Consider the following 25,350-nt stretch of genomic DNA (forward strand, 5'->3'; position numbering starts at 1 on the left):
GCCCGGTTACATTCCGAACCCGGAAGCTAAGCCTTTCAGCGCCGATGGTACTGCAGGGGGGACCCTGTGGGAGAGTAGGACGCCGCCGAACAATTATTAGCCTCAACCCCCGGACATTGTCCGGGGGTTGAGGCTTTTTTGCGTTCTGCCGCCAGGTGGTGCCCCTGTGCGCGGCGGTGTTGTGGCTGAGGGTAAGGTCAGGGGGCATCGTCCGTACGTTCCCAGCAGGAGGCCCCCGGGTGGAGGTCCAGGAGACTCGCGTTCAGACCGACCGGGTCCTCACCATCCCCAATATCCTGAGCATGGCTCGGCTCGTGGGTGTGCCACTCTTCCTGTGGCTGATTCTCCGACCTGTGTTCGGCGGTCCCAACAGCGATGGCTGGGCGCTGCTCGTGCTGATGCTCAGCGGCATCAGCGACTATCTCGACGGCAAACTCGCCCGGCGCTGGAACCAGATCAGCAACCTCGGCCGGCTGCTCGACCCCGCCGCCGACCGTCTGTACATCCTGTCCACTCTCGTCGGACTCACCTGGCGGGAGATCCTGCCGCTGTGGCTGACCGCCGCGCTTCTGGCGCGCGAGGCCATGCTGCTCGTGATGGTGGGAATCCTCCGCCGGCACGGTTACCCGCCGCCGCAGGTGAACTTCCTCGGGAAAGCTGCCACTTTCAACTTGATGTACGCGTTCCCGCTGCTGCTTCTCAGTGACGGAACGGGCTGGCTCTCGTCACTCGCTGAAGTTTTCGGGTGGGCCTTCGCCGGATGGGGTACAACTCTGTATTGGTGGGCAGGGATCCTCTACGTGGTCCAGGTCCGTCGACTCGTGAAGGCGGATACCGCGGCCGATTGAGCCCGTCTGTCCTGTGTCGAGCAGCGTCGCCGGCAACAACGAGGACGTCCGAGGGCCCCTGAGCGGACAGGTGAAGTCGGCAGGACCGTCGTCTCTTCAAGGAGGACGCTTCCGACATGAAGGCCGTCGTGATGGCCGGTGGCGAAGGAACCCGCCTTCGCCCCATGACCTCGAGCATGCCCAAGCCTCTGCTGCCGGTGGTGAACCGGCCGATCATGGAGCACGTCCTACGACTGCTCAAGAGGCACGGTCTCAACGAGACCGTCGTCACCGTGCAGTTTCTCGCCTCTCTCGTCAGGAACTACTTCGGCGACGGAGAAGAGCTCGGGATGGAGCTCACGTATGCCAACGAGGAAAAGCCACTCGGTACAGCGGGAAGTGTGAAGAACGCCGAGGAAGCGTTGAAGGACGACGCTTTTCTCGTCATCTCGGGGGACGCGCTCACCGATTTCGACCTCTCCGATCTCATCGCCTTCCACAAGGAGAAGGGCGCCCTCGTCACGGTCTGTCTGACCCGGGTGCCCAATCCGCTGGAATTCGGGATCACGATCGTCGACGAAGAGGGAAAGGTCGAGCGCTTCCTGGAGAAGCCGACCTGGGGGCAGGTCTTCTCGGACACCGTGAACACGGGCATCTACGTGATGGAGCCCGAGGTCTTCGACTACGTCGAAGCGGATGTTCCGGTCGACTGGTCGGGTGATGTCTTCCCGCAGCTCATGAAGGAGGGCAAGCCGATCTTCGGCTATGTCGCCGAGGGCTACTGGGAGGACGTCGGCACTCACGAGAGCTATGTGAAGGCCCAGGCGGACGTCCTGGAGGGCAAGGTCCAGGTCGACATCGACGGCTTCGAGATCTCGCCCGGGGTCTGGGTCGCGGAAGGCGCCGAGGTGCACCCCGACGCCGTGCTCCGTGGACCGCTCTACATCGGCGACTACGCCAAGGTCGAAGCGGACGCCGAGATCCGTGAGCACACCGTCATCGGCTCGAACGTGGTCGTCAAGAGCGGTGCCTTCCTGCACAAGGCGGTCGTCCACGACAACGTCTACATCGGGCAGCAGAGCAATCTGCGCGGCTGTGTGATCGGGAAGAACACCGACATCATGCGGGCCGCCCGGATCGAGGACGGCGCCGTCATCGGGGACGAGTGCCTCGTCGGGGAAGAATCGATCGTGCAGGGCAACGTGCGCGTCTACCCCTTCAAGACGATCGAGGCCGGCGCCTTCGTCAACACCTCCGTCATCTGGGAGTCCCGCGGGCAGGCCCATCTCTTCGGAGCGCGCGGGGTCTCCGGCATCCTGAACGTGGAGATCACCCCCGAGCTGGCCGTACGGCTGGCGGGGGCGTACGCGACGACCCTGAAGAAGGGCTCGACCGTCACCACCGCGCGCGATCACTCCCGGGGTGCCCGGGCGCTGAAGCGGGCGGTGATCTCGGCGCTGCAGGCCAGCGCCATCGACGTACGGGACCTGGAGAACGTACCGCTGCCGGTGGCGCGGCAGCAGACCGCGCGGGGAAGCGCCGGCGGGATCATGGTGAGGACCTCGCCCGGGGTGCCCGATTCCGTGGACATCATGTTCTTCGACGAACGGGGAGCGGACCTCTCGCAGGGCGGGCAGCGGAAGCTCGACCGGGTGTTCGCGCGCCAGGAGTACCGGCGGGCGTTCCCGGGGGAGATCGGCGATCTGTCCTTCCCGGCGAGCGTCTTCGACTCGTACACCGGGTCGTTGCTGCGGAACGTCGACACCACGGGGATCGCCGAGGCGGGGCTGAAGGTCGTCGTGGACGCCTCCAACGGCAGTGCCGGGCTCGTCCTGCCCAGTCTGCTCGGGCGGCTCCAGGTCGACTCGCTGACGATCAACCCCGGGCTCGACGAGTCCCGCCCCACCGAGTCGGCCGAGAGCCGGCGGGCCGGGCTCGTGCGGCTCGGGGAGATCGTGGCCTCGGCGCGGGCCGCTTTCGGTGTGCGGTTCGACCCCGTCGGCGAGCGGCTCTCGCTCGTGGACGAGCGGGGGCGGATCATCGAGGACGACCGGGCGCTCCTGGTGATGCTCGACCTCGTGGCGGCCGAGCGGCGGTCCGGGCGGGTCGCGCTGCCGGTCACCACGACCCGTATCGCCGAACAGGTCGCCGCGTACCACGGCACCCAGGTCGAGTGGACGACCACCTCGCCCGACGACCTCACGAGGGTCGGACGCGAGGAGTCGACGATCTTCGGCGGCGACGGGCGCGGCGGGTTCATCGTGCCCGAGTTCAGCAGCGTCTTCGACGGGGCCGCCGCCTTCGTGCGGCTGATCGGCCTCGTCGCGCGGACACAGCTCACGCTGAGCCAGATCGACGCCCGGATCCCGCGGGCGCACGTCCTGAAGAAGGACATCGCGACCCCGTGGGCCGTGAAGGGTCTGGTGATGCGTCGGGTGGTCGAGGCGGCGGGCAGTCGGTCCGTGGACACCACCGACGGAGTGCGGGTGGTCGAGGCCGACGGGCGGTGGGTGATGGTGCTGCCCGACCCCGCCGAGGCCGTCACCCATCTGTGGGCGGAGGGGCCCGACGACGCCTCCGCGCAGGCCCTGCTCGACGAGTGGGCCGAGGTGGTCGACAGCGCAGGTCGCTGACGGTAGGGGAGGTTCCGGCCGGGAGGCGCCCGAGGGGTGTCTCCCGGCCGTACATGGGGGCCATTCGGCGGTAGGCCGTGCGACGTGCGACGATGTGCGGCATGTCGCAGCAGCCCCCCGTTCGGAGCACCGGATCACCGCCGCCGCGTCCGGACGCGTCGATGTCGCTGCTGAACAACGTGATCGACCACGCGCTCGACGACGGCTACGCCGAGGCGACGGCCCGGCGAGCGGCCGAGGGCGGCGGGATGCCCCGTAACCTTCGGGCCAAGCTGGGTGTCGCCGCGGGTCTTCTGCTCGCCGCCGTCGTGGTGACCGTGGGGGCGGCCGAGGCGCGGATCTCCGCGCCGGTCGTCGCCAAGGAGCGGCAGGAGCTGATCGACCGGATCGAGCGGGAGACGTCGACCGCCGACCAGCTGGAGGCGGACGTCGAGCGGATCCGGACCGAGGTCGGGGACCGGCAGCGGCAGGCTCTGCAGCAGCACGGCGGCGACCAGGCCGAGCTCGTGGCGCTCCTCTCGGGCGCGACGGCCGTGCACGGCCCCGGTGTGAAGCTCGTCGTCGACGACGCCAAGGGCACCGACTCCGGTGGCGGCGGTCCGAGGGAGAGCAGCGGCTTCTCCGACACGGGCCGGGTCCGTGACCGGGACATGCAGCGGGTGATCAACGGGCTGTGGGAGTCGGGTGCCGAGGCCGTCGCGATCAACGGGCAGAGGCTGACATCGCTGTCCGCGATCCGGGCCGCCGGTGACGCCATACTGGTCGACAACAAGCCGCTGGTGCCGCCGTACACCGTCCTCGCGATCGGGGACGGACAGCGGCTGAGCACCGCGTTCCAGGACAGCGCCGACGGGCAGTACCTGCACGCGCTGGTGGAGAACTTCGGGATCAGGAGCAGGATCTCGGCCGAGGGCGATGTGCGCCTGCCGGCCGCGCCGAGCCTGACCGTACGTACCGCAGAGCCGAGGGGGGCCGGGGTGGCGACGCCCTCCGGTCGGGCCACGGCCGACACAGGGAAGGGCACATCGTGATCGCCGTACTGGGCCTGATCGTCGGAGTCGTGGTCGGACTGTTGGTCCGCCCCGAGGTTCCGGCGGTGGTCGAGCCCTATCTTCCGATCGCCGTGGTCGCCGCCCTCGACGCGGTGTTCGGCGGCCTGCGGGCCATGCTCGACGGGATCTTCGTCGACAAGGTCTTCGTGGTCTCGTTCCTGTCCAACGTGGTCGTGGCCGCGCTGATCGTCTTCCTCGGCGACAAGCTGGGCGTGGGCGCGCAGCTGTCGACCGGTGTGGTCGTCGTGCTCGGCATCCGCATCTTCTCCAACGCGGCCGCCATCCGGCGTCACGTCTTCCGGGCGTGAGGCCGATGAGCGAGAACCCTGAGAACTCCGAGCGGCCCGAGCCCGAGCAGCCTCGAAGCCCCGAGAAGCCCGAAGCGTCCGAGACGCCTGAGACGCCCAAGACGCCTGAGGTACCTGAGGCGGCTGAGACGCCCGCGGTCGCGAAGCCCGAGGCCGCGGGTGCCGAGTCGCAGGTGCCCGTCGCGGCCGGGCCGCCGGCCGCGGCCGCGCCGGCCGCCGCCCAGCCGAGTGGGCGGCGGAGGCTCGCCTCCGCGCTGTGGCCGCCGCGGCTGACCCGGGCCCAACTCGTCGTCGCGCTCCTGCTGTTCGTCCTCGGTCTGGGCCTGGCCATCCAGGTCTCCTCGACGAGCGAGAACAGCGCGCTGCGCGGGGCCCGTCAGGAGGACCTCGTGCGGATCCTCGACGAACTCGACGACCGCACGCAGCGCCTGGAGGACGAGAAGTCGCGCCTCGAGAAGCAGCGCTCCGAGCTGGAGTCCAGCTCGGACCAGGCCGAGGAGGCGCGCAAGCAGACCCAGGAGAAGGAGCGGCAGCTCGGCATCCTGGCCGGCAGCGTCGCCGCCGAGGGGCCGGGCATCACCCTCACCGTGGGGGATCCCACCGGGGCGGTCGAGTCGGACATGCTGCTCGACGCCATCCAGGAGCTGCGCGCTGCCGGTGCCGAGGCGATCCAGGTCAACGGTGTCCGGGTGGTCGCGGACAGTTATTTCACCGGTAGCGGTGATGACATGCGGATCGATGGAACGAAGGTGGCCGCTCCGTACGTCTTCAAGGTCATCGGCAAGCCGGAGGATCTCGAGCCCGCGCTCAACATCCCCGGCGGTGTCGTGCAGACCCTGGAGAAGGAGCAGGCCACAGCCACGGTGGAGCGGTCGACGAAGATCGTCGTCGACGCCTTGCGACCCGCGAAGCGGCCTGACTACGCTCAGTCGTCCTCCCAGTGAGAGGGGGACGGAGGGGGTCCCGCGACAAGGGCAAGACGTTGCGGGGGGTCGGCGCACCACAACGGTGGTGCGTGGTGGAAACTGTCCGGAGGATACGGACGTTGTGAAAGTGTCCGGGTCGGCAGGTGTGAAGGATCTCGGTTCGTCCTGCCCCACGGGCGGGTCTGTTTCGGTCAAGGGGAATCGCCCGTGAGTTTTTTTGCGAAGTTGTTCGGCAAGAGCGGACGTGAGGACAGCGGCAACGCCAGGCACGCCGCGCCGCGCCACGCCCAGAGCGAGGAGCAGGGCGGCGAGCGCCCGCTCTTCCGCGACGAGGTCGAGGGTCGGGGCGGTGACATTCCGGGCACACAGGGCGCGTCTTCTGTTGACCCCGCCGGTGCCGCCCGCATAGGTTTCGGAGAACCATCAACCTCAGGTACGGGTGGAGGGTTTGCGTCCGACCCGTACGCGACACAGACCTCCGCGGGGCAGCCGCGGCAGGAGGATGCGTCCATGCCGGTGTGTACGAGGTGCGGTCACCGCAACACGGCCGACAGCCGTTTCTGCTCCCACTGCGGCACGCCGCTGCGGGGCGGGGTCGCCGCCGAGCGTGCGTCGGAGACGACGTCGACGATCTCCATCTCGGGCCTTGAGGCGTACGACGCGGAGGTCACCGGTCAGACCGCCGTTCCGTCGCTGTCTCCCGAGGCGATCGCCGCCGTGGAGGCGCTGCCCGCGGGCAGCGCGCTCCTCGTGGTGCGCCGGGGTCCGAACTCGGGCAGCCGGTTCCTGCTCGACGGCGAGCTGACGACGGCCGGCCGTCACCCGCAGAGCGACATCTTCCTGGACGACTTCACCGTCTCCCGGCGTCATGTCGAGTTCCGCCGGGCCCAGGACGGCAGCTTCACCGTCGCCGACGTCGGCAGCCTCAACGGCACCTACGTCAACCGTGAGCCGATCGACTCGGTCGTTCTGTCCAACGGCGACGAGGTGCAGATCGGCAAGTACCGGCTGGTCTTCTACTCGAGCCAGCGAGGCGTGTGACGCCTCGGGGAATCCCCTTCAGGGAAGGTCCATGCTGCGAACACCGACGGGCGGTGCCGGATCCGGCACCGCCACCGCGGGCGACCGGCTGGTCAGCATCGGCACGGTGCTGAACCAGCTGCGCGACGAATTTCCCGAAGTGACGATCTCCAAGATCCGGTTCCTGGAGGCCGAGGGGCTGGTCGAGCCCCGGCGGACGGCCTCCGGATACCGGAAGTTCAGCCCGCAGGACGTGGAGCGGCTCGCCCGCATCCTGCGGATGCAGCGGGACCACTACCTTCCGCTGAAGGTCATCCGCGAGCACCTCGACGCCCTGGAGCGGGGCGAGCAGATCAAGCTTCCGGCGCCCGGGCGGCGGCGGGACCTCCTCGAAGGGGCCTGGGAGCAGGACGAGACGGAGTCGCCGACCGTCGCGCGGCTCGGGCGGGACGAGCTGATCGCCGCCGCCGAGGTGACCGAGACCGAGCTCGCCGAGTGGGAGTCGTACGGTCTGATCGCCGAGACGGCGGGCGGTGGCTACGACGCCGAGGCCGTCACCGTCGCCAGACTTGTCGCGGATCTGGGGAGGTTCGGTCTGGAACCCCGGCACCTGCGGGCCGTCAAGGCGGCCGCCGACCGGGAGGCCGGGCTGATCGAGCAGGTGGTCGCACCACTGCGCCGGCACCGTAACCCGCAGACCAGGGCCCACGCGGAGGCCACCGCGCAGGAGCTCGCCGCGCAGTCGGTGCGGTTGCATGCGGCACTCGTCCAGACGGCTCTGGGGATCCGCCTGCAGTGACCCGGTTTCCCGGGCACGGTTCCGGTGGCCCGGTTCCCGTGGCACGGGGTGCTCGGGGAGGCCTCGGAGGGTACTCGGGGAGGGGGCCCGGAGGGGCCCGACTATCCAAACCGGTCGGGCACGTCCTAGGGTTGCTGTGTGAACGAGCTCGACGTTGTGGGTGTCCGGGTGGAAATGCCCTCCAACCAGCCGATCGTGCTCCTGCGTGAAGTGGGAGGCGATCGGTACCTCCCCATCTGGATCGGACCGGGTGAGGCGACCGCGATCGCCTTCGCCCAGCAGGGCATGGCTCCTCCGCGGCCGCTGACGCACGACCTGTTCAAGGACGTGCTGGAAGCCGTGGGACAGGAGCTCACCGAGGTCCGCATCACGGATCTGCGTGACGGGGTCTTCTACGCCGAGCTGGTCTTCGCCAGTGGCGTCGAGGTGAGCGCGCGACCGTCCGACGCGATAGCCCTCGCCCTTCGGACCGGAACGCCGATCTTCGGCAGCGACGGTGTGCTGGACGACGCCGGCATCGCGATTCCGGACGAGCAGGAGGACGAGGTGGAGAAGTTCCGCGAGTTCCTCGACCAGATCTCACCGGAGGACTTCGGGAGCAGCAGCCAGTGAGGCGGAGCGGGGCGGCCGGAGGCCGTTCGCGGGGTGCCGTCAGAGCATTCGAGTAGCCTTTCCCCGGAGAGGGACACGCGAAACCACTCTCAGGGTGATTATCACTCGGCGTGCCGAGTGTGGCGATCGTTGACGCACCCCGAGTGACTGCCTACCTTCGTGTGGGCAGGTCAAGGACGGAGGGTCGGCGTGATGAGCAGCGCGGACGGTACGGCAGGGAGCTCGCTCGGACGCGTGTCCGGGGAGAGCGGTCCGTATCCGCTTCACGGCAGTGTGGGCGACTTCGGGACGGACACCGGTGCCGGCGTCGCCGACGCGGCGATCGGATACCGCGGACCGACGGCCTGCGCGGCCGCCGGGATCACCTATCGCCAGCTGGACTACTGGGCACGCACCGGACTCGTGGAGCCGAGCGTGCGGCCCGCGTACGGGTCGGGGACACAGCGGCTGTACAGCTTCCGCGACGTCGTCGTACTGAAGATCGTCAAGCGTTTCCTCGACACGGGGGTGGCCCTCCAGAACATCCGGGCCGCGGTGCAGCACCTGCGCGCCCGGGGCTTTCGGGACCTGGAGCGGATGACGCTCATGAGCGACGGGGCCACCGTGTACGAGTGCTCCTCGCCCGACGAGGTCGTCGACCTCCTCCAGGGCGGGCAGGGCGTCTTCGGTATCGCCGTCGGCGTCGTCTGGCGTGACGTCGAGGCCGCGCTGTCGCAGCTCCACGGGGAGCGGGTCGACACCGGCGAGACGCTGGTCGGGCACAATCCGGGCGACGAGCTGGCGCGGCGGCGGCGCGACAAGGCGGTCTGAGGGCGCGCGTTCCGTGGTTCGGAGCGGTGTGGGGTGCCTTGGGCGTCTTGGAGTGCCTCGGGCGCCTTTCCGGGGGCGGAGGTGGGCCCCTGGCGGGCCTCGGGGGCGTTGTCAGTGGCGTAGGGCAGCATCGGACGTGTGAGAGCCGCGCCCACCATCCTGCATCTCGACATGGATGCCTTCTTCGCCGCCGCCGAGCAGGCGTCGAAGCCCAGCCTGCGCGGGAAACCCGTGGTCGTCGGTGGCCTCGGGCCGCGCGGTGTGGTCGCCACCGCCTCCTACGAGGCCCGTCGCTTCGGGGTGCACTCGGCCATGCCGATGGGCCAGGCGCGGCGGCTCGCGCCGAACGCCGCGTATCTCGTGCCGCGCTTCGCCTTCTACCGTTCCATCAGTGAGCAGGTCATGGAGCTGCTCCGGCGGCTCTCTCCGCTCGTGGAGCCCCTCAGCCTCGACGAGGCCTTCGTCGACCTCGAAGCCGGTGGCGTCGCCGAGGACAGCGCGAGCGCGCGGGCCGTGGGGGAGCGGCTGCGGGCCGACATCCTCGCGACGACGGGGCTCACCGGGTCCGTGGGGCTCGCCGGGTCCAAGATGATCGCGAAGATCGCCTCCGAGGAGGCCAAGCCGGACGGGCTCGTCCTCATCGAGCCCGGCACCGAGCGGGAGCTCCTCGGGCCTCGATCGGTACGGATCCTGCCCGGGGTCGGGCCGGCCACCGGGGAGCACCTGCGGCGCGCCGGGATGACCACCGTCACCGACCTCGCGGAGGCGGGCGAGGACGAGCTCGTACGGCTCCTGGGGCGGGCGCACGGGGCCTCGCTGTACCGGATGGCCCAGGGGTACGACGACCGGCCCGTGGTGGCCGAGCGGGACGCCAAGTCCGTGTCGGTCGAGGACACCTTCGACGTGGACATTCACGACCGGGTACGGATCCGGATCGAGGTCGAACGGCTCGCGGAGCGGTGCGTGGGGCGGCTGCGGGTTTCCGGGCACTCCGGGCGGACCATCGTCCTCAAGGTGCGGCGGTACGACTTCTCGACGCTCACCCGGTCCGAGACGCTGCGGGGGCCGACGGACGACCCGGGCGTCGTACGGGAGGCCGCCGGGCGGCTCCTGGAGGCGGTGGACACGACGGGGGGCGTGCGGTTGCTGGGGGTCGGGGTGAGCGGCCTGGCGGACTACACGCAGGAGGACCTGTTCGCTCAGGCGGACGCGGGGGCCGGTGTGGGGGCTGGTGCTGTTGCCGGGGCTGGTGCTGGGGCTGGGGGCGGTGTGGTGGCTGAGGCCGAGGAGGTCGTCGAGGCCGAGGACCACGGGCCCGTGGAACGGCACTGGGCGCCAGGGCACGACGTACGGCACGCCGTGTACGGGGCCGGGTGGGTCCAGGGGAGCGGGGTCGGGCGGGTCACGGTGCGGTTCGAGGAGCCGTGGTCCGGGCCCGGGCGGGTGCGGACGTTCTCCGTGGACGACCCGGAGCTGGAGCCGTCGGAGCCGTTGCCGCTGGTGCGGGGGGATGCGGCGGCGTGAGGCCGGGGCCGCGGGGCCTTGCGGCCTGGCGGCCGGGCCGTGGTTCCCACCCGCACCGCCCGTGCGGCTTGGTGCACAGAGGTGCGGGTCTTCTTGTGCCGGGGGAGCGCCGTTGGCGGGCGGCGGTGGTGGGTGGGTGGGTGTGCCCGGCCTGGCGGCCGGGCTGTGGGCCCCATCCGCACCGCCCGTGCCGGTGGGCAGAGGTGCAGGTCTTCTTGTGCCGGGGTAGCGCCGTTGGCGGGTGGTGGGTGGGTGTGCCCGGCCTGGCGGCCGGGCTGTGGGTCCCATCCGCACCGCCCGTGCGGGTGGGTGGGCAGAGGTGCGGGTCTTTCTGTGCCGCGGAGCGACGTCGGCGGCGTTCGGAGCGTGCGTGATTCGGGCCGGCCTGAGCCCGGCCCTCAGGCCGGTCTGGGCGGCGCCCTCGGTGGCCTTCTGGGGTGAGCCCTCAGGGCGGGTCTGGGTAGCCCGGCCTCGGTGGGTGGTCCCGGCGTCTCAGGCGCCGTCCTGGCCTGCCAGGTGGCCGAAGTCCTTGTCCGGGGTGTCCGGGGGTGGGGGCGGGAGGGTCAGGCTGTAGTGGCGGTACAGCTGGAGTTCCTGCTCCGGCGAGAGGTGGCGGCCCACTCCGAAGTCCGGGGCGTCCTTGATCAGGGCCCTCTCGTACGGGATGTGGAGGCCGTCGTCGAGCAGCGCGCTCGGCTCCAGGGGGACGAAGGCGTCCCTGCTGAACAGGCCCGTGCGGACCGCGGCCCACTCCGGGATGCCGGTCGCGTCGTCCAGGTACACCTCGTCCACGGTTCCGATCTTGTGCCCGTTCCGGTCGAACGCCTTGCGGCCGATCAGGCTGCGCGGATCGATATCGGTCTGCACGGTCCCTCCAACTGGTCGCAACTGCTCTACACCCCTACGAAAGTGCACAACTGGGATGTCGGCCACTTGAGCGATGGGAGCCGCAACCTCGCTGGTAGGCTGGTTGTGGCTGTCGACCCTGTGCGGGAGAGTCCCCCGGAGAAACCTTCCGGTGGGCGCCGAAGGAGCAAATCCTCCCCGGAATCTCTCAGGCCCCTGTACCGCGCGGACGAGGTCACTCTGGAAAGCAGAGCGGATGCCCGACGGCATTCCGCTCTCACCGACGGTGAAAGCCGGCGGGCCGCGAGGCGTGCCGGTGAAACTCTCAGGTTGAGATGACAGAGGGGGAGGCCGTCCGGGTACCCGCGCCGTGGTGCCCCTCGCAGGTCGTGACGACCAGGAGGCCTCCGTACATGACCGCCAACCGCACTCCGCTCTCCGAGCTCGAACAGGGCATCCCGTTCGAGCAGCGGCACATCGGGCCCGACGCCGAGGCGCGGGCCAAGATGCTCGCCCAGGTCGGTTACGGCTCGCTCGACGAGCTCACTGCCGCCGCGGTGCCGGACGTCATCAAGAACGCCGAGGCGCTGGGTCTGCCGGCCGCGCGCACCGAGGCCGAGGTCCTCGCCGAGCTGCGCACGCTCGCCGACCGCAACCAGGTCCTCGCCCCGATGATCGGTCTCGGCTACTACGGGACCTTCACCCCGCCGGTCATCCTGCGGAACGTGATGGAGAACCCCGCCTGGTACACGGCCTACACGCCGTACCAGCCGGAGATCTCCCAGGGCCGCCTGGAGGCCCTGCTCAACTTCCAGACCATGGTCGCCGACCTCACCGGTCTGCCCACCTCCGGTGCCTCCCTCCTCGACGAGGGCACGGCCGCCGCCGAGGCCATGGCGCTGTCCCGCCGTGTCGGCAAGGTCAAGAACGGTGTCTTCCTCGTCGACGCCGACGCCCTGCCGCAGACCATCGCCGTCATCGAGACCCGTGCCGAGCCGACCGGTGTCGAGGTCGTCGTCGCGGACCTGAGCGAGGGCATCCCCGCCGAGGTCGCCGAGCGCGGTGTCTTCGGTGTGCTCGTCCAGTACCCCGGCGCCTCCGGTGCCGTCCGTGACATCAAGCCGCTGGTCGACGCGGCCCACGAGCTCGGCGCGATCGTCACCGTCGCCGCCGACCTGCTCGCCCTCACCCTGCTCACCTCGCCCGGCGAGCTCGGCGCCGACATCGCCGTCGGCACCACGCAGCGCTTCGGCGTTCCCATGGGCTTCGGCGGCCCGCACGCCGGCTACATGGCCGTCCAGGACAAGCACGCCCGCTCCCTGCCCGGCCGCCTCGTGGGCGTCTCCGTCGACGCCGACGGCAACCGCGCCTACCGCCTGGCCCTGCAGACCCGCGAGCAGCACATCCGCCGCGAGAAGGCCACCAGCAACATCTGCACCGCTCAGGTGCTGCTCGCCGTCATGGCCGGCATGTACGCCGTCTACCACGGTCCGGACGGCCTGAAGCAGATCGCCGAGCGCACCCACCGGTACGCCGCGATCCTCGCCGCCGGTCTCACCGCCGGTGGCGTCGAGGTCGTGCACGGCTCGTACTTCGACACCCTCACCGTCCGCGTGCCCGGCAAGGCCGACGAGGTCGTCGCCGCCGCCCGCGAGGCCGGGGTGAACCTCTACCGCGTCGACGCCGACCTCGTCTCCGTCTCGTGCGACGAGACCACCGGGCGTGAGCAGCTCACCGCCGTCTGGGGCGCCTTCGGCGTCACGGCCGATGTCGAGGCCCTCGACGCGGCCATCGAGGACACGCTTCCCGCCGGACTGCTGCGCTCCGACGCGTACCTGACCCACCCGGTCTTCCACGCGCACCGCTCCGAGACCTCGATGCTGCGCTACCTGCGCAAGCTCGCGGACCGCGACTACGCGCTCGACCGCGGCATGATCCCGCTCGGCTCCTGCACCATGAAGCTGAACGCGACCACCGAGATGGAGCCGGTGACCTGGCCCGAGTTCGGCCAGATCCACCCCTTCGCGCCGGTCGACCAGGCCGCCGGATACCTCACGCTCATCAACGAGCTGGAGGAGCGTCTCGCCGAGGTCACCGGCTACGACAAGGTGTCGATCCAGCCCAACGCCGGATCGCAGGGTGAGCTCGCGGGTCTGCTCGCGGTGCGCGCCTACCACCGTGCCAACGGGGACGAGCAGCGCACGATCTGTCTCATCCCGTCCTCCGCGCACGGCACCAACGCCGCCTCCGCGGTGATGGCCGGTATGAAGGTCGTCGTCGTCAAGACCGCCGACGACGGCGAGGTCGACGTCGAGGACCTGCGCGCCAAGATCGCCCAGTACCGTGACGAGCTGTCCGTGCTGATGATCACCTACCCGTCCACGCACGGTGTGTTCGAGGAGCACGTCGCCGACATCTGCGCCGAGGTCCACGAGGCCGGCGGCCAGGTGTACGTCGACGGTGCCAACCTCAACGCGCTGGTCGGTCTGGCCAAGCCGGGTCACTTCGGCGGCGACGTCTCGCACCTGAACCTGCACAAGACCTTCTGCATCCCGCACGGCGGCGGCGGCCCCGGCGTCGGCCCGGTCGGCGTCCGGTCCCACCTCGCCCCGTACCTGCCGAACCACCCGCTCCAGCCCACCGCGGGCCCGGAGACCGGCGTCGGTCCGATCTCGGCCGCCCCGTGGGGCTCCGCCGGCATCCTGCCGATCTCCTGGTCGTACGTGCGCCTCATGGGCGGCGAGGGCCTCAAGCGCGCCACCCAGGTCGCCGTCCTCGCGGCGAACTACATCGCCAAGCGCCTCGAGCCGCACTTCCCGGTGCTCTACACCGGTCCGAACGGCCTGGTCGCGCACGAGTGCATCGTGGACATCCGCCCGCTGGCCAAGGCCACCGGCGTCAGCGTCGACGACATCGCGAAGCGCCTCATCGACTACGGCTTCCACGCGCCGACGATGTCCTTCCCGGTGGCCGGCACGCTGATGATCGAGCCGACCGAGTCCGAGGACCTCACCGAGCTCGACCGCTTCTGCGACACGATGATCGCGATCCGCGCCGAGATCGAGAAGGTCGCCTCGGGCGAGTGGCCCGCCGACGACAACCCGCTGCACAACGCCCCGCACACCGCGGCCGCGCTGGGCGGCGAGTGGAACCACCCGTACACGCGCGACGAGGCGGTCTTCCCGGCCGGTGTCTCGGCCGCCGACAAGTACTGGCCGCCGGTGCGTCGCATCGACGGTGCCTTCGGCGACCGGAACCTGGTCTGCTCCTGCCCGCCGCTGGACGAGTACGACAACTGAGCACGTGCCGAGGGCCGGTTCGGAGGATCTCCTCCGGGCCGGCCCTCGGCGTTTCCCTCGTACGGTGTCCTGCCGCGCGCCTTCAGGCGGCGGTCGTCACCTGTCCCGCCGTCAGCGGCCGGTGCGGGGCGATGATCTGCCCGTCCGGCAGCAGTTCACCGGTGTCCTCGAAGAGCAGGACACCGTTGCACAGCAGGCTCCAGCCCTGCTCCGGGTGGTGTGCCACCAGTCGGGCCGCCTCCCGGTCGGCGGAGTCGGCGGTGGGACAGGCAGGCTGATGCTGGCACATGGGTGGGTTCTTTCGCTGCGTCGTGGTGGATGTCCTGCGGCTCTGCGCGCTCATGGCCGCCCCCGTCGGTCGGTTCGGTTCCGATCCCAGTCTTGCCCCACGGACGGTCTTCCGCAGGTATTTCGCGGCAGCTCGTCCTCTCCAGGGAAGACGCATCACCCGCAGGGGCGGTTCAGGTCAACTGCACCGTCTCTTCGGGTGGTTCGGGGTGGTCCCAGCGGGCTAGTCCGTACGGGAGGGGCGTTCGGGAGGCGCGTTCGGGCGCACGGCTCGGACAGCAGTGCGCCCCGTGACCCGGCCGGGTCACGGGGCGGCGACGCGTGGGGTCGATCAGGCGGGCGCCGGCGAGCCCAGGAGGGGCGGCGGCGCGAGTCGCGTACTGAGCACGGGCAGGAGATCGGCGACCTGGTACGGGCGGTGGGCCGCGATCCCCGGGGGTGCGGGGGCCAGCGGCACCATCAGATCGGCCGCGGCCGGGGCGACGGTGGTGCCGTCCGCCTCCGGGTCCGCGTGCAGCCAGAGCGTCAGCATGTAGAGCTCCGGTACGGACAGCAGCTGTGGCCGGTACGTGACCGGCAGTGCCTCGGCCTGGAGCAGGGCCCGTTCCGTGGCGGAGACGTACGGACCTTCGAAGAAGTGCGAGAAGGTCCAGCCGTCCGGGGTGAGCATGGTGTCCGCGGCGGCGATCGCCCGGTCCCCGTTCCGGATCAGGAAGCGCCAGCCGGTGAGCCGGGTGCGGGGTGCGAGCCCCGGTGCTCCGGTGACGTCGAGGACGTGCACGGGCAGGGGTCGTTCGGGGCTCAGCGGTCCCTGTGCGGCCCGCAGCGCGGGAGTTCGCGGCTCGCGGACGGCGGTCGGTGAGCCGAGGGCCGCGAGGACACTGCGGAGGGCCGGCGCAGGGGCCGGGGAGGGTCGGAGCATGGTGGGTCGCCTCTCACTCAGGAGACACGGTGATGCGTGGGCAGGTACGACGGCGCTGTCGGCGGCGGGGCCAGAGAGGGGCCATGGGGCCATGGCCGGGCGCCAACACTCTGCCTCGTCCGCGGAGTTTATACGACACGTGTTCACACAGTGTTTCCGCTAGACCTCGCGGATATTCCTGACAAGACGTCATCAGGCCGTAATCGTGGGGAGTTGAAGCGGAATCACGAGGAAGATACCGCTCTCACCTGCGTATTCCTCGCGAAGGCGGACGGCTGAATTCCGACCCGGGGTCTCCGGACAATATGACATTGGTATATGTCGCGCGTTGCTTGCCCTCGGGATGTGCCTGTGGAGCGCTCCGTCCAGCCTATCCTCCGACAGGCCGGTTCCGCAGGCGTTGTGGATCAGCGGGGTGGGCATCATCGTCCGTGACGCGCGGCCGTCCCGCCGGCCGCCCATTCGGGGAGGGACGCTTCGATGGGGCAGAAGGTCGTGGCCGACGGGTTCGGCCCGTCCGACCGGCAGCAGTACCGCAGAAAGCTCCAGCAGTGTCTCGCGGGGCTCGCGCGGCTGTTGGCGGAGAAACGGTTCGACCGGCCCCGCAATCTCATGGGCGTGGAGATCGAACTCAATCTCGCCGGCGCCGACGGGCTGCCCAGGATGCTGAACGGCCCGGTTCTGGAAAAGATCGCCAGCGCCGATTTCCAGACGGAACTCGGAATGTTCAACCTCGAAGTGAACATCGCGCCCCACCAGCTCCACGGCCGCGTATTCGACCGGCTCGCGGAAGAGATCGGGACCGGCATCGGATATGCCGACCGCAAGGCGGCGGAACTCGACGCGGGCGTCGTCATGATCGGCATACTTCCCACGCTCGCCCAGCGCGACCTGGTCCCCGAGAACCTCTCGGACAACGCCCGTTACACGCTCCTCAACGACCAGATACTCGCCGCCCGCGGCGAGGACTTCACCCTCGACATCCACGGCGTCGAACGCCTGTCGTGCACCACCGAGTCGATCGTGCCCGAGGCGGCCTGCACCTCGGTGCAGTTGCACCTCCAGGTGACACCGGCCCGGTTCGCCGCCGTGTGGAACGCGGCCCAGGCCGTGTCCGGCGTCCAGATCGCGCTCGGCGCCAACGCGCCCTTCGTCTTCGGCCGTGAGCTGTGGCGCGAGTCCCGGCCGCCGCTCTTCATGCAGGCCACCGACACCCGGCCGCCCGAGCTGCAGTCCCAGGGCGTACGGCCGCGCACCTGGTTCGGCGAGCGGTGGGTGGACTCGGTGTACGACCTCTTCGAGGAGAACGTCCGCTACTTCCCCTCACTGCTGCCGCTCTGCGACGAGGAGGACCCGCTGCTCGTCCTCGACGGGGGCGGGGTCCCGCGCCTCCAGGAGCTGGTCCTGCACAACGGCACCGTCTACCGCTGGAACAGGCCGGTGTACGGCTGGGTCGACGGGGTCCCGCACCTGCGCGTCGAGAACCGGGTGCTGCCGGCGGGGCCGACCGTCACCGACGTGATCGCGAACGCGGCCTTCTACTACGGGCTCGTCCGCTCGCTCGCCGACGACCCCCGGCCGGTGTGGAAGCGGATGACCTTCCAGGACGCCGAGGCCAACTTCGACACCGCCTGCCGTCATGGCATCGAGGCGGAGCTGCGCTGGCCCCGCTCGGGGCGGGCCGGCGGCATCGCGACCCTGCCGGCCGTACGCCTCGTCCTCGACGAGCTGCTGCCGCTCGCCGCGGCGGGGCTCGACGCCTGGCACATCGAGCCCGCCGACCGCGACTTCTATCTCGGGGTGATCGAGCAGCGCTGTCTGCGCCGGGTGAACGGCGCCTCCTGGCAGGCCGACACCTTCCACCGGGCCCTGGACTCGGGCCTCGACCGGGAAGAGGCCCTCGCGGCGACGACCCGGCGGTACCGGACGCTCATGCTCGCGGGCGAGCCGGTGCACACCTGGCCGGTCGGTATCGACTGACCTCCTCCTCGTCCCCCTCCATGGGCGATCATGTCCAGGTGGTCCCGGCCGACCGGGACCACCGGAACGGCGTGAGCCCGCGACGGGGAAGTGGAGACAGGTGTGGTGTCGGAGCAACGACTGAGGGACGGTTCCCAGCCCCCCGACGGCCTGCCGCGCGGTGTGCTGCGCTCCGAGACGCTCATCGTGCTCGCGCTCTCGCTCGGGGCGAGCGCGGTGTCGGCGCTCATCAGCTTCATCGGCTCGCTGACCAAGCCGGGGTCGCTGAAGGAGCAGGCGGCCACGCTCAACGGCTCGTACGCCCCCGGGCGGCCCTGGCTCGACCTGACCTGGCAGCTCTTCGGCATCGCCACCGCCCTCGTGCCGGTCGTCCTCGTGGCCCATCTGCTGTGGCGTGAGGGACCGGGAGTACGGGGGCTGCGGGCCATCGGCTTCGACCGGAGCCGACCGTGGTCCGACCTCGGGCGCGGGGCGCTGGTCGCGGCCGGGATCGGGAGCGCGGGACTCGCCTTCTACCTGGCGGCGCGGGCGTCCGGGTTCAACCTGACGGTGGTGCCCGAATCGCTGCCCGACGTGTGGTGGAAGTACCCGGTGCTCATCCTCTCGGCGATCCAGAACGCCGTCCTGGAGGAGGTCGTCGTCGTCGGCTATCTGCTGCGCCGGCTGGGCCAGTTGGGGTGGTCGCCGATGGCCGCCCTGGTCGCGAGTTCGGTGCTGCGCGGCTCGTACCACCTCTACCAGGGGGTCGGCGGCTTCATCGGCAACATGGTGATGGGCGTCGTCTTCGTGCTGCTCTACCGCCGCTGGGGGCGGGTCGGGCCGCTGGTCGCGGCGCACGCGCTGCTCGACATCGTGGCCTTCGTCGGGTACGGGCTGCTGGCCGGGAGGGTGGGCTGGCTGCCCACGGTGTGACGGGACGCAGAAGAGGGGGTGTACGGCCGGTCGAGCCGTACACCCCCTCTCGTGCGTCTTGGTGCGTCTTGGTGCGTCTTGGTGCGTCCTCGTGCGTCCTCGTGCGTCTTCGTACGTCTTCGCGCGTCTTCGTGCGTCAGACCCGCAGGTCGCCCTCGATGACCGTGACGGCGTGGCCGTTCAGGAGGGTGCGGTCGCCGCGCAGTCGGGTGCGGACGTGGCCCGTACGGGCGCCGCCCTGGAAGCCGGTGAGCTCCTCGCGCCCCAGCCGGGCCGACCAGAGCGGGGCGAGCGCGGTGTGGGCGCTGCCCGTCACCGGGTCCTCGTCGATGCCGACGGCGGGGAAGAAGCCGCGCGAGACGAACTCGTAGCCGCTGTCCGGGTGTTCGGCGGCGGCGGTCACGATGACGCCGCGCGAGGAGAGACCCTTCAGGGCGGCGAAGTCCGGGGAGAGGGAGCGGACGGTGGCCTCGTCGCGCAGCTCGACGAGGAGGTCGCCGATGTGGTCGGCCGTGTCGTGGACGGCGACGATCTCGGCACCGAGCGCCTTCTCCAGACCCTCGGGGACGGGGATCGGGGTGAGGGAGGAGGTCGGGAAGTCCATCGTGATCGTGCCGTCGGCCTCGGCGGTGGTGATCAGGAGGCCGCAGCGGGCCGCGAAGCGGACGGTACCGCTCGCGATGCCGGTGCTGTGCAGGACGTGGGCCGTGGCCAGGGTGGCGTGGCCGCACATGTCGACCTCGGTGGTCGGCGTGAACCAGCGCAGGGCCCAGTCCGCCTCGCCGCCGGCGGGCAGCGGGTGGGCGAAGGCCGTCTCGGAGAGGTTGACCTCGGCGGCGACCTTCTGGAGCCAGGCGTCGTCGGGGAAGGAGTCGAGGAGCAGGACTCCGGCGGGGTTGCCGGAGAAGGGCCGGTCGGTGAAGGCGTCGACGATTCGGATGCGCATGCGACCGACCGTACCGGGGGAGGAAAACAGCGGACCAAGGCCAATCGCGGAGAACTGGACCCGTTCCCTCGTGTGCCGGCCTGGAAGGTCGTACGTGGGGGCGAGTGGGCCGGGGGGCTTCGATGATGTTCGGGTACGGGGACGAGTGGTGGGCGCTGCTGTTCTACCCGGTGCTGCTGTGGGTGCCGTTCGGGCCGTTCCTCATGGCCGGGACGGGCGTGTGGTGCGCCCGGCGGCCCGGTCCGTGGCCGTGGCTGTGGACGGTGCTGCTGCCGCTGGTGCCGGTCGGCGTCTCGGCGACCGCCCTGCTCCTGCCCTGGGACCAGCCGACGCGGACCGACGACCTCGTCGGCTACCTCCTCGTGTACGTCCTCGGGATCACGGTGCTGCCGTGGGTGCTCGGGTACGGGATCACCCGGGTGGTGCGTGCCGTGCGGGCACGGCGTGGCGGGAGCGGTGGGGCGTGCCCGGACGGGGGACCGGACGTCACAGGGGATTCAGGACCATGAGGATCTCGTCGCGGTCGTCGTCGGCGGTCAGGCGCAGGGCTCCGGGCCAGCGGCCGATCTCCCGCCAGCCGAGCCGGCCGTAGAAGTCCTCGAGGCCGACCCCGCCGCGTGCCGCGAGGCGCAGCTGCTCCAGGCCCATCTCATCGCGGGCGATCGCCCGGGCGTGCCGCACGAGCCCCGCGCCGATGCCCAGGCCTCGTACCCCGAGGCGGGTCTGGACGTGGTGCAGGGTGCCCCAGTGCGCGATCAGGGCGAAGGTGTCGCGGCGGAGGCACAGCCAGCCGGCGAGGGCGCCGTCGAGCGTGGCGACCACGAGACGGCTGCTCGCCGGGTCGAGTCCCGTGACGATGCGGTCGACCGCGGCGGCGACCTCCGCCGGGTCGACCGGCGGGAAGGGGAACCCGGCCGCCCCGCCGGCGTCGCTCACCTCGGTCCAGCAGTCCACGAGGGCCGGCACGAGCCCGTCGGGCAGCTCCTCGGGGGAGGTGAACTGGGTGAAGAGCGGGGCGGTGTCCTTGGCGATCATGGAAGGAGTGTCGCAGACCCTCTCGGTGCCGGCTCTTTCAGGTGAGTTCCAGGGAGAGTTGGGTGCCGAGTTCCTCGAAGCCCAGGGTCGCGGCGACCCGCCGGGAGGCCGGGGGACGCGCACGCCACTGCGGCAGGAGACCGGCGGCGAGGGCGTGGGCGACCGCCGCCGAGGCCGCCGTCCGCGCCAGTCCGCGGCCTCGGGCCTCCGGGGCCGTCAGCACGCTGATGTGGGCGGTCCGACGGGGCCAGGCCTGGTATCCGGCGGCGGCCACCACCCGGCCGTCCTCGCGGACCACGAACGCGGGCGAGGTGATCTCCTCCAGGGAGGCCTCTGCGGAGTCGTCCTGCCCGGCGGCCTCTTCGAGGGCGCGCAGGGCCGGATGGTCGGCGGGCAGTCGTTCCACCGGCGATGGTCCGGTGGCCGGGCGGAAGCCCTCCGGGGACACGTACGCCAGGGTCGCGGGTCCGAGCATCCTGGCCACGGGCAGGACGGCACGGACGGAGGCGGCGTCCACCAGGGCCTCCACCGGCAGGCCCGCCAGGGCGGTGCGCACGGTCGCGGCGCTCTTCTCGCCGGGCACGGTCACGATCGCCGATCCGCCGAGAGCGACCACACCGACCCATCCAGGCGGGCACAGGGCTGATTGCGGCGAAACGATCAGGCGCACAGCGCCCCCGGGTGTGAACGACTGTGCTGCCCCGGCCAGTTCCTCCCAGAGCTCGCGGGCCCTGAGCACGAGGGGATGCGTCGACATGGTGTCGATCATGCCAGTCGGAGGCGGCTCATCCGCGCGCGCGGAGGTACGCCTCCAGTTCGGCGGCCCCGGACAGCATCGCGCGACCACGGGCGGACAGGCGGGTGTGCCAGTCGGTCAGTGTGACCTCCAGGGGTTCCAGGCCGCCGGCCGTCCGTACGTGGGCGATCAGTGGGGCGATCCGCTCCAGCAGGTAGCCGCCGCGCCTGAGTTGGTGGGCCAGCCGGGCGTCCCGTACGGCGGCCTCGTCGTACACGCGGTACCCGGTCCGAGGATCGCGGTGCGGGTGGACCAGGCCGGCGTTCTCCCATGTGCGCAGGGTCGCGGGACGGATGCCGAGCCTCCTCGCCAGCGGGCCGATGAAGGTGCCGCCGGGGTCGGTGCGCGTCGTGGGCTCCAGGTCCAGGTCGCGCAGGGCGTTCTCCACGGCGCGGAGGGTCTGCCGGTCGTCGAGGAGCTGGGCGTGGCTCTCGTCGATCAGCCGGAACGCCTCGTCGACCGCGCCCTCGTTCACGGCCCGCATGATCGCCGTCGCCGTCGGGTGGCCGTGGCCGGGCAGCAGGGCCAGGAACGCGCGCAGGGCCCCGGCATGCAGCGGGGTGTAGGTGCGGTAGCCGTGGGGCGTCCGAGCGGCGGCGGGGAGGATGCCGGCCTCCTCGTAGTTCCTGACCGCCTGCGTCGACAGACCGTGCTCGCGCGCCAGATCGACCGGTCTGAGCCTGAGCCTGATGCGTTCCCCGGTTTGAAGGTTTTTCCCCATGAGATCGATGCTATCGGGGGTTCCACGCTCAAAAGTTTCCACCGAAAGTTCAACGATAGCGTTGAAGGCATGGCGACTGACATCAAGGACACCACCCATGCCGTCGACGCTGCCTCCGTCCTGGGGCTGCTTCCGGCCCGGCCCCGGCTGCTCGCCCTCGGCGAGCCCACGCACGGCGAGGACACCCTGCTCGAACTGCGCAACGAGCTCTTCCGGCAGCTCGTCGAGCAGGAGGGCTACCGGACGATCGTGCTCGAGACCGACTGCCTGCGGGGCCTGGTCGTGGACGACCACGTCACCTCCGGCACCGGCACCCTCGACGAGGTCATGGAGCACGGATTCAGCCACGGCTGGGGCGCCTCCGCGGCCAACCGCGAACTCGTGCGCTGGATGCGTGCGTACAACGAGGGCCGGCCCGCCGCCGAGCACCTCCGCTTCGCCGGATTCGACGGCCCGCTGGAGATCACCGCCGCCGAGAGCCCCCGGCAGGCCCTCACCGCACTCCACGCATACCTCGCGGCCCACGTGGACGCGGACCTCCTCCCCTGCACCCCGGACGCGCTCGACGAGCTGCTCGGCGGCGACGACCGGTGGACCGAGCCCGCCGCGATGATGGACCCCTCCCGGTCCGTGGGGCGGTCCGCCGAGGCCGGCCGGCTGCGGCTGATCGCCGACGACCTGGTGGCGCTGCTCGACGAACAGCGGCCGCACCTGAACGCGGTGAGCCCGCCGGAGGACCTGGACCGGTTGAGCCTGTACGGGCGCACCGCGCTCGGTCTGCTGCGGTACCACCACTGGATGGCCGACACCTCGCCGGCCCGCCTGGCCCGGCTGGTGGCCGTACGGGACCGGATGATGGCCCTCAACCTGCTCGCGCTCGCCGATCGGGGCCCGACGTTCGTCTATGCCCACAACTCCCACCTCCAGCGGGAGAAGAGCTCGATGCGGATGGGTGGGCGGCCGCTGGAGTGGTGGAGCGCCGGCGCGCTGGTGAGCGGTGAGCTCGGCGAGGAGTACGCCTTCGTGGCGATGGCCCTGGGCACGATCCGGCACCAGGGTGTGGACGCGCCGCCGCCGGACACCGTCGAGGGGCTCCTGTACGCGCTTCCGGAGGACCGCTGTGTCGTCGACGCCCGGCGTCTTGCCGCCGTCCTCGGCGATACGCGGTCCGCGCCGCGCGTGTCTCCCTGGTTCGGCTACGCCCCCTTCGACCCGGCCCATCTCCCGGACTGCGACGGGCTCGTGTTCGTCAGGGACGTCCCGCAGCGGTAGAGCCCTCCTTCCGTGACCGATCTGTCGGGTCTTGCTCGGTGAACAGTTCCGATATATCGTTGAGGCATCGCGACAGTTCGACGATGGATTCTCGATGGAAGGAGCGTTGCGATGCGTTCACATGGACACGAGTACGGAAACGGACACGGCCACGGTCGTGGAGGCTGCGGCCCCGGTCCTCGGGGGGACTTCGAGGGGCGGCGTGCCGCGTTCGGGCCGTTCGGGCCCGGGTTCGGCGGCGGGCCGTTCGGTGGCAGCCCCTTCGGCGGGCGCGGTCGCGGTGGCGGCCGGGGGAGGGCGCGGCGCGGTGACGTGCGTGCCTCGATCCTGGCGCTCCTGAAGGACCGCCCGATGCACGGCTACGAGATGATCCGGGAGATCGGCGAGCGCAGCGACGGGGCCTGGAAGCCCAGTCCGGGCTCGGTCTACCCGACCCTCCAGATGCTGGAGGACGAGGGGCTGATCACCAGCGCCACCGAGGGTGGCAAGAAGCTGTTCACGCTCACCGACACCGGGCGCGCCGAGGCCGAGGAAGGTCCCGAGGCGCCGTGGGAGGAGGCCGGGCGCGGGGTCGACTGGGACGCTGTGAACGAGATCCGGCAGGCTGGCTTCGGTCTGATGGAGGCGTTCGGGCAGGTCTGGAAGACCGGCACCCCCGAGCAGCGGCAGAAGGCGGTCACCGTGATCAACGAGGCCCGCAAGAAGCTGTATCTGATCCTCGCCGACGAGAACTGAGATCGGCGAGTCATGGGTTCGGCGCGCACCGAGATCGGCGCGCACCGAGATCGACGCGCACCGAGATCGACGCGCACCGAGATCGACGCGCACCGAGATCGACGAGTGCCGAGATCGGTGAGGGCTGAGATCGACGAGTGCCGAGATCGAGCGGAAGGGCCCCGCGGCCGTGGCCGCGGGGCCCTTCCGTCTTTCCTGCGGTACGGGTCAGGCCACCAGGCCCGCGAGCTTGCGCAGGGACTCGGTCAGCGCCGCCGTTGCCGAGTCCTTGAGCTTGCCCGCCATCAGGGAGACCGCCGCACCGGTGAACTCCCCGTCGATCCGTACCGTCGTCGCGTCCCCCTCCGCCGCCAGCGAGTAGCGGGTGGCGACCACGACCCCCATCGGGCCCTTGCCCCTGATGGCGAAGGCCCGCTCGGACTCCAGCTCCTCCACCGTCCACAGCACCTCGGCGGGGAAGCCCATCAGCTTCATGTTCTCCGTGAAGGTGGCGCCCGCCTCCAGGGCGGTCGGGCCGCCGTTCGGGAAGCTGGTGTGGGTGGCGTTCCACTCGCCGTACGAGGAGAAGTCCGTGAGCCGCGCCCAGACCTTTCCGGCCGGCGCCTCGATCCGTGCCTCCGCGCTGACTTCGGCCATGAGACCACCCCTTCACGCGTGCCAACTGGGTTCCGGTGTCGCGGAACGTAGCGGGGTGGCCGTGAACATTCAATACTGATGAACCGTCAGTTCTGCGGTCGTCGGTCCCGCGCCGTCACCGATCCACCAGATCTCCGCGGCGTCGAAGCTGTCGGAGGCCCGTGGCGCCCCGTCCTCCTCGTGGCAGTGGAAGGCCGCCCAGAACAGATCGGCCGGCAGCGCCTCCCGGGGTGCGTACACCCGGTACACGTACTGCCGCCCGTCGCGTGAGGGCAGAGCCACCATCCAGAACACGCTCGGAGGACGTCCGGGGAGGGGGTCGTGGTTGCAATGGGGGCGCAAAGCAAGGCGGCGCGCGCCCCTCGGGGTCGATGCGCGCGATCTCATCCGTAAGGAGGAGGAACCGTGCGCCCGTGCCCAACTCCGGTGGGATGCGGACATGCTTCTCCCC

At 70.7% G+C, this 25,350-nt stretch carries 25 protein-coding genes, 1 rRNA gene and 1 riboswitch; of the genes, 17 read left to right on the top strand and 9 right to left on the bottom strand.

The genetic code is table 11. From position 1 onward, the window contains the following. From rrf to AC07AW_RS26105, 11 genes are all read left to right on the top strand, one after another. Positions 1–91: ribosomal RNA gene (rrf, locus tag AC07AW_RS26055) — 5S ribosomal RNA — on the top strand; the annotation flags it as partial. A gap of 148 nt (positions 92–239) precedes the next feature. Further along, positions 240–848, top strand: coding sequence for a cardiolipin synthase ClsA (gene clsA / locus AC07AW_RS26060; RefSeq protein WP_392158180.1), 609 nt, complete (start codon positions 240–242; stop codon positions 846–848). 116 nt (positions 849–964) lie between these two features. After that, complete coding sequence (locus AC07AW_RS26065) at positions 965–3,460, top strand: sugar phosphate nucleotidyltransferase (RefSeq protein WP_478817870.1); 2,496 nt, start codon at positions 965–967, stop codon at positions 3,458–3,460. Positions 3,461–3,561: 101 nt separating this feature from the next. Further along, the gene (locus AC07AW_RS26070) at positions 3,562–4,491 is read left to right on the top strand and encodes a DUF881 domain-containing protein (protein ID WP_478817871.1); all 930 of its coding nucleotides are present in this window, start codon (positions 3,562–3,564) and stop codon (positions 4,489–4,491) included. Beyond that, on the top strand, positions 4,488–4,820 hold the full coding sequence (locus AC07AW_RS26075) for a small basic family protein (RefSeq protein ID WP_015032176.1): 333 nt from the start codon (positions 4,488–4,490) through the stop codon (positions 4,818–4,820). The genes AC07AW_RS26070 and AC07AW_RS26075 overlap by 4 nt, the downstream gene beginning before the upstream one ends. A gap of 5 nt (positions 4,821–4,825) precedes the next feature. Next, positions 4,826–5,764: a DUF881 domain-containing protein gene (locus AC07AW_RS26080; RefSeq protein WP_478817872.1), complete on the top strand. Its 939-nt coding sequence runs from the start codon at positions 4,826–4,828 to the stop codon at positions 5,762–5,764. Between the two features lie 81 nt (positions 5,765–5,845). Beyond that, positions 5,846–6,787 (top strand): FHA domain-containing protein, encoded by a 942-nt coding sequence (locus AC07AW_RS26085; protein WP_478818257.1) that lies wholly within the window; start codon positions 5,846–5,848, stop codon positions 6,785–6,787. Between the two features lie 31 nt (positions 6,788–6,818). Continuing rightward, complete coding sequence (gene ftsR, locus AC07AW_RS26090) at positions 6,819–7,565, top strand: transcriptional regulator FtsR (RefSeq protein ID WP_478817873.1); 747 nt, start codon at positions 6,819–6,821, stop codon at positions 7,563–7,565. Positions 7,566–7,703: 138 nt separating this feature from the next. Next, complete coding sequence (locus AC07AW_RS26095; protein ID WP_030686418.1) at positions 7,704–8,177, top strand: bifunctional nuclease family protein; 474 nt, start codon at positions 7,704–7,706, stop codon at positions 8,175–8,177. Between the two features lie 192 nt (positions 8,178–8,369). Beyond that, complete coding sequence (locus AC07AW_RS26100) at positions 8,370–8,987, top strand: MerR family transcriptional regulator (RefSeq protein WP_478817874.1); 618 nt, start codon at positions 8,370–8,372, stop codon at positions 8,985–8,987. A 138-nt stretch (positions 8,988–9,125) separates the two neighbouring features. Further along, positions 9,126–10,511 carry a DNA polymerase IV gene (locus tag AC07AW_RS26105; protein ID WP_478817875.1) on the top strand — a complete coding sequence of 462 codons (1,386 nt, stop codon included), beginning with the start codon at positions 9,126–9,128 and terminating at the stop codon, positions 10,509–10,511. A gap of 492 nt (positions 10,512–11,003) precedes the next feature. Here the strand turns inward: AC07AW_RS26105 and AC07AW_RS26110 are convergent, their stop codons facing one another. Continuing rightward, entirely contained in the window at positions 11,004–11,378 is a 375-nt protein-coding gene (locus tag AC07AW_RS26110; protein ID WP_478817876.1) for a PRC-barrel domain-containing protein, read from the bottom strand. Positions 11,379–11,491: 113 nt separating this feature from the next. Further along, positions 11,492–11,591: riboswitch (glycine riboswitch) on the top strand. Positions 11,592–11,770: 179 nt separating this feature from the next. Here AC07AW_RS26110 and gcvP point away from each other — a divergent pair. After that, entirely contained in the window at positions 11,771–14,656 is a 2,886-nt protein-coding gene (gene gcvP / locus AC07AW_RS26115; RefSeq protein ID WP_478817877.1) for an aminomethyl-transferring glycine dehydrogenase, read from the top strand. 82 nt (positions 14,657–14,738) lie between these two features. On the opposite strand, the gene AC07AW_RS26120 is transcribed toward gcvP, so the two are convergent. Then, entirely contained in the window at positions 14,739–14,945 is a 207-nt protein-coding gene (locus AC07AW_RS26120) for a DUF5999 family protein (RefSeq protein ID WP_116162112.1), read from the bottom strand. 330 nt (positions 14,946–15,275) lie between these two features. Next, positions 15,276–15,866: a hypothetical protein gene (locus tag AC07AW_RS26125; RefSeq protein WP_478817878.1), complete on the bottom strand. Its 591-nt coding sequence runs from the start codon at positions 15,864–15,866 to the stop codon at positions 15,276–15,278. Positions 15,867–16,346: 480 nt separating this feature from the next. Between AC07AW_RS26125 and AC07AW_RS26130 the strand changes: the two genes are divergently transcribed. Both AC07AW_RS26130 and AC07AW_RS26135 read left to right on the top strand, forming a co-directional pair. Then, positions 16,347–17,846, top strand: coding sequence for a glutamate-cysteine ligase family protein (locus AC07AW_RS26130; RefSeq protein ID WP_478817879.1), 1,500 nt, complete (start codon positions 16,347–16,349; stop codon positions 17,844–17,846). A 120-nt stretch (positions 17,847–17,966) separates the two neighbouring features. Continuing rightward, positions 17,967–18,758 carry a CPBP family intramembrane glutamic endopeptidase gene (locus AC07AW_RS26135; RefSeq protein WP_478818258.1) on the top strand — a complete coding sequence of 264 codons (792 nt, stop codon included), beginning with the start codon at positions 17,967–17,969 and terminating at the stop codon, positions 18,756–18,758. Between the two features lie 136 nt (positions 18,759–18,894). On the opposite strand, the gene AC07AW_RS26140 is transcribed toward AC07AW_RS26135, so the two are convergent. Next, positions 18,895–19,704, bottom strand: coding sequence for a PhzF family phenazine biosynthesis protein (locus tag AC07AW_RS26140; RefSeq protein WP_478817880.1), 810 nt, complete (start codon positions 19,702–19,704; stop codon positions 18,895–18,897). 122 nt (positions 19,705–19,826) lie between these two features. Between AC07AW_RS26140 and AC07AW_RS26145 the strand changes: the two genes are divergently transcribed. Beyond that, positions 19,827–20,213: a hypothetical protein gene (locus AC07AW_RS26145; protein ID WP_478817881.1), complete on the top strand. Its 387-nt coding sequence runs from the start codon at positions 19,827–19,829 to the stop codon at positions 20,211–20,213. Here AC07AW_RS26145 and AC07AW_RS26150 read toward each other — a convergent pair. Genes AC07AW_RS26150 through AC07AW_RS26160 form a run of 3 tightly spaced genes read right to left on the bottom strand, consistent with a single transcriptional unit; the run spans position 20,191 to position 22,256 of the window. Continuing rightward, positions 20,191–20,739: a GNAT family N-acetyltransferase gene (locus AC07AW_RS26150; protein WP_478817882.1), complete on the bottom strand. Its 549-nt coding sequence runs from the start codon at positions 20,737–20,739 to the stop codon at positions 20,191–20,193. The two genes, AC07AW_RS26145 and AC07AW_RS26150, sit on opposite strands and share 23 nt — an antisense overlap. Positions 20,740–20,776: 37 nt before the next feature. Beyond that, positions 20,777–21,496, bottom strand: a complete 720-nt coding sequence (locus tag AC07AW_RS26155; protein ID WP_478817883.1) for a GNAT family N-acetyltransferase — start codon at positions 21,494–21,496, stop codon at positions 20,777–20,779. Positions 21,497–21,524: 28 nt separating this feature from the next. Next, complete coding sequence (locus tag AC07AW_RS26160; RefSeq protein WP_478817884.1) at positions 21,525–22,256, bottom strand: TioE family transcriptional regulator; 732 nt, start codon at positions 22,254–22,256, stop codon at positions 21,525–21,527. A 69-nt stretch (positions 22,257–22,325) separates the two neighbouring features. Between AC07AW_RS26160 and AC07AW_RS26165 the strand changes: the two genes are divergently transcribed. Together AC07AW_RS26165 and AC07AW_RS26170 are read left to right on the top strand one after the other, a co-directional pair. Continuing rightward, a complete protein-coding gene (locus tag AC07AW_RS26165) occupies positions 22,326–23,528 on the top strand; it encodes an erythromycin esterase family protein (protein ID WP_478817885.1) in 1,203 nt (400 codons plus the stop codon). A 111-nt stretch (positions 23,529–23,639) separates the two neighbouring features. Continuing rightward, positions 23,640–24,263: a PadR family transcriptional regulator gene (locus AC07AW_RS26170; RefSeq protein WP_478817886.1), complete on the top strand. Its 624-nt coding sequence runs from the start codon at positions 23,640–23,642 to the stop codon at positions 24,261–24,263. A gap of 207 nt (positions 24,264–24,470) precedes the next feature. On the opposite strand, the gene AC07AW_RS26175 is transcribed toward AC07AW_RS26170, so the two are convergent. Both AC07AW_RS26175 and AC07AW_RS26180 read right to left on the bottom strand, forming a co-directional pair. Next, a complete protein-coding gene (locus AC07AW_RS26175; protein ID WP_478817887.1) occupies positions 24,471–24,899 on the bottom strand; it encodes a type II toxin-antitoxin system Rv0910 family toxin in 429 nt (142 codons plus the stop codon). A gap of 69 nt (positions 24,900–24,968) precedes the next feature. Further along, a complete protein-coding gene (locus AC07AW_RS26180) occupies positions 24,969–25,193 on the bottom strand; it encodes a hypothetical protein (RefSeq protein ID WP_392158210.1) in 225 nt (74 codons plus the stop codon). Between the last annotated feature and the right edge of the window lie 157 nt (positions 25,194–25,350).

The organism is Streptomyces sp. NPDC044003, assembly GCF_056435185.1.

Coding starts and splice junctions, on each gene's coding strand:
- AC07AW_RS26065 (WP_478817870.1), top strand. CDS start 965: ATGAAGGCCGTCGTGATGGCCGGTGGCGAAGGAACCCGCCTTCGCCCC.
- AC07AW_RS26070 (WP_478817871.1), top strand. CDS start 3,562: ATGTCGCAGCAGCCCCCCGTTCGGAGCACCGGATCACCGCCGCCGCGT.
- AC07AW_RS26080 (WP_478817872.1), top strand. CDS start 4,826: ATGAGCGAGAACCCTGAGAACTCCGAGCGGCCCGAGCCCGAGCAGCCT.
- ftsR (WP_478817873.1), top strand. CDS start 6,819: ATGCTGCGAACACCGACGGGCGGTGCCGGATCCGGCACCGCCACCGCG.
- AC07AW_RS26100 (WP_478817874.1), top strand. CDS start 8,370: ATGAGCAGCGCGGACGGTACGGCAGGGAGCTCGCTCGGACGCGTGTCC.
- gcvP (WP_478817877.1), top strand. CDS start 11,771: ATGACCGCCAACCGCACTCCGCTCTCCGAGCTCGAACAGGGCATCCCG.
- AC07AW_RS26120 (WP_116162112.1), bottom strand. CDS start 14,945: ATGTGCCAGCATCAGCCTGCCTGTCCCACCGCCGACTCCGCCGACCGG.
- AC07AW_RS26125 (WP_478817878.1), bottom strand. CDS start 15,866: ATGCTCCGACCCTCCCCGGCCCCTGCGCCGGCCCTCCGCAGTGTCCTC.
- AC07AW_RS26130 (WP_478817879.1), top strand. CDS start 16,347: ATGGGGCAGAAGGTCGTGGCCGACGGGTTCGGCCCGTCCGACCGGCAG.
- AC07AW_RS26140 (WP_478817880.1), bottom strand. CDS start 19,704: ATGCGCATCCGAATCGTCGACGCCTTCACCGACCGGCCCTTCTCCGGC.
- AC07AW_RS26145 (WP_478817881.1), top strand. CDS start 19,827: ATGATGTTCGGGTACGGGGACGAGTGGTGGGCGCTGCTGTTCTACCCG.
- AC07AW_RS26150 (WP_478817882.1), bottom strand. CDS start 20,739: ATGATCGCCAAGGACACCGCCCCGCTCTTCACCCAGTTCACCTCCCCC.
- AC07AW_RS26155 (WP_478817883.1), bottom strand. CDS start 21,496: ATGTCGACGCATCCCCTCGTGCTCAGGGCCCGCGAGCTCTGGGAGGAA.
- AC07AW_RS26160 (WP_478817884.1), bottom strand. CDS start 22,256: ATGGGGAAAAACCTTCAAACCGGGGAACGCATCAGGCTCAGGCTCAGA.
- AC07AW_RS26165 (WP_478817885.1), top strand. CDS start 22,326: ATGGCGACTGACATCAAGGACACCACCCATGCCGTCGACGCTGCCTCC.
- AC07AW_RS26170 (WP_478817886.1), top strand. CDS start 23,640: ATGCGTTCACATGGACACGAGTACGGAAACGGACACGGCCACGGTCGT.
- AC07AW_RS26175 (WP_478817887.1), bottom strand. CDS start 24,899: ATGGCCGAAGTCAGCGCGGAGGCACGGATCGAGGCGCCGGCCGGAAAG.